This is a genomic window from Sphingomonas sp. ABOLH, from assembly GCF_003951715.1.
Classification (GTDB): domain Bacteria; phylum Pseudomonadota; class Alphaproteobacteria; order Sphingomonadales; family Sphingomonadaceae; genus Sphingomonas; species Sphingomonas hankookensis_A.
Genome location: NZ_QQWV01000099.1, coordinates 1 through 2,086, shown reverse-complemented (window position 1 = coordinate 2,086; position 2,086 = coordinate 1). Strand labels below are relative to the sequence as shown.

The 2,086-nt window shown below is 71.3% G+C and carries 3 protein-coding genes; 2 read left to right on the top strand and 1 reads right to left on the bottom strand.

What is annotated here, in order from left to right; all coding sequences use genetic code 11:
* Positions 1-129 precede the first annotated feature (129 nt).
* Together CA237_RS19365 and CA237_RS19360 are read left to right on the top strand one after the other, a co-directional pair.
* Positions 130-951 carry a fatty acid desaturase gene (locus CA237_RS19365; RefSeq protein WP_277600146.1) on the top strand — a complete coding sequence of 274 codons (822 nt, stop codon included), beginning with the start codon at positions 130-132 and terminating at the stop codon, positions 949-951.
* A complete protein-coding gene (locus tag CA237_RS19360; RefSeq protein ID WP_066691300.1) occupies positions 944-1,741 on the top strand; it encodes a PhnD/SsuA/transferrin family substrate-binding protein in 798 nt (265 codons plus the stop codon). Before CA237_RS19365 ends, CA237_RS19360 begins: the two co-directional genes overlap by 8 nt.
* Before the next feature lie 75 nt (positions 1,742-1,816).
* On the opposite strand, the gene CA237_RS19355 is transcribed toward CA237_RS19360, so the two are convergent.
* Positions 1,817-2,086 (bottom strand): HAMP domain-containing sensor histidine kinase (locus tag CA237_RS19355; protein ID WP_164523938.1); only part of this gene is annotated, 270 nt, incomplete at its 5' end.

Genomic DNA, 2,086 nt, shown 5'->3' with positions numbered 1-2,086 from the left:
ATACCAGCATCCCGATCTCGCCGCCTGACACACCGCCAAGCGAACAGCCTAGACCAACGGGATGAGGGGTCCCTTTTCGACGCCGATCACCCCGCTACCGGGGTCCCTTTTCCACGCCGATCCACAGCGATCTACGGCGGGTGGCTCGCGCTGACCGCCGCGCACGCCACACTCCCCCTGCCCCTCCTCGCGCTGCTCGGCGGGTGGTTCGTCGCATGGCACGGGTCGTTGCAGCATGAGACGATCCACGGCCACCCGACGCGCTGGCGTTGGGTCAACAGCCTGATCGGCGGCGTGCCGCTGTCGCTGTGGCTACCCTATGGCGCCTATCGCCGGACGCATGAGGCGCATCACCGATCGCCTCATCCGACCCACCCGGCGCATGATCCCGAGTCGCGCTATGTCGCGGGCGGCGAGGTTGTCGCGGCGCTTGCCCGCATCCGTGCGACGTTAATCGGGCAGTTGCTGGTCGGGCCGGTCGCCGCGATCGCGCTGTTCCTGCTGAACGAGGCACGGCGACTGCGACGCGATCCCGCCGCGACGCTTCGCGAATGGGGGCCGCACCTGATCGGCGTCGCGCTGGTGCTGGGCTGGCTGCACCATGTCGCGCTGCCGCTTGGCACCTATGCGCTGTGCTTCGTGCTGCCCGGGCAGGCGGCCTCGTTGCTGCGCGGCTTTGCCGAACACCGCGCCGACGCCCCCGGCCCGTCGCGAGCGGCGACCGTCGTGTCGCGCGGGCCGCTGGCGCTGCTGTTCCTGAACAACAATCTCCACGCCGCGCACCATGCCGTGCCCGCCGCCCCCTGGTATCGCCTGCCCGCGATCGAGCGGGCGCGGACGCAGCGGACCGAGCCGCGCTATGCCGGCTATCGCGAAATCTGGCGCCGCTTTGCGCTGCGCCCGCACGATACCGTCCGCCACCCGGCGCTGCGGGAGGGTGCGCATGGATAGCATCGCGTGGCTCGGCATGTACGACCATGTCGCGCAGCATGCCGCCAATGACCGGCTCTGGGCCGCGATCCGCGACCGCCTGCGCGACCATGGCCTGCCGGGCGTGCCGGTGCGAGTGACGCGCGGATGGTCGACGCAGGCGGTGTGGTCGCATCCCGGGTTGTTGCTCGGCATGATCTGCACCCGCCCCTGGGCGCGGGAGCATCCGCAGCTGCGTCTCATCGGCCATCCCGCCTATGCCGGCACCGATCGACCGGGCGAGCATCGCAGCCTGATCGTCGTGCGCCGCGACGACCAGGCACAGGCGCTCCCCGACCTGCGCGGGCGGGCGGTCGCGATCAACGATTGCGGATCGAACAGCGGCATGGCGCTGCTGCGCGACCGGATCGCCCCGCTGGCCGAGGGGCAGCCCTTCTTCGGAAGGGTGGTCGAGACCGGCGCCCATGCCGACAGCGTCCGCGCGGTCGGCGAAGGCCGCGCCGATGTCGCTGCGATCGACGAAGTGACCTTCGCCGCGCTCGCCCGGTTCGATCCCGATGCGACCGGGCGGTTGCGGGTGCTGGCGAAGACCGATGCCGCCGCCACGCCCGCCTTCGTCACCGCCGCCGAACCGGCGGTCGCGACGTTGCTCGGCACGGTCTTGGCGCAGGTGATGGCCGATCCCGACCTTGCCGGGACGCGGGACGATCTGTTCCTGACGGGGATCGAGGCGCCCCGCCCCGACCTGTCGGCGCGGATTGCCGCACAAGATATGCGAGCGGCGGCGCTCGGTTATGTGCAATTTACCTAACCCACCCCGTCACCCCGGGCTTGGCCCGGGGTCCCGCTTCTTCTTCTGGCGTGGGCAAGGAAGCGTTACCTCGGATCAAGCCCGGGGTGACGGGGTGGGAGCCACCGGCAAGCACAACCGAAACACCGCCCCCCGCCCCTCGACCAGCGCGATCTCCCCGCGATGCGCCTCGAGCAGCGACCGCAGGATCGCCAGCCCCAGCCCGGTCCCGCCATCGGCGCGCCGCGTGGTGAAGAACGGTTCGAACACCCGGTCGCGGTCGCCCGGCGCGATGCCCGGCCCGTCATCGGCGATGCTCAGCACCACCACGGCGCCCTCGACCGCCGCCGCGATATCCACCCGCCC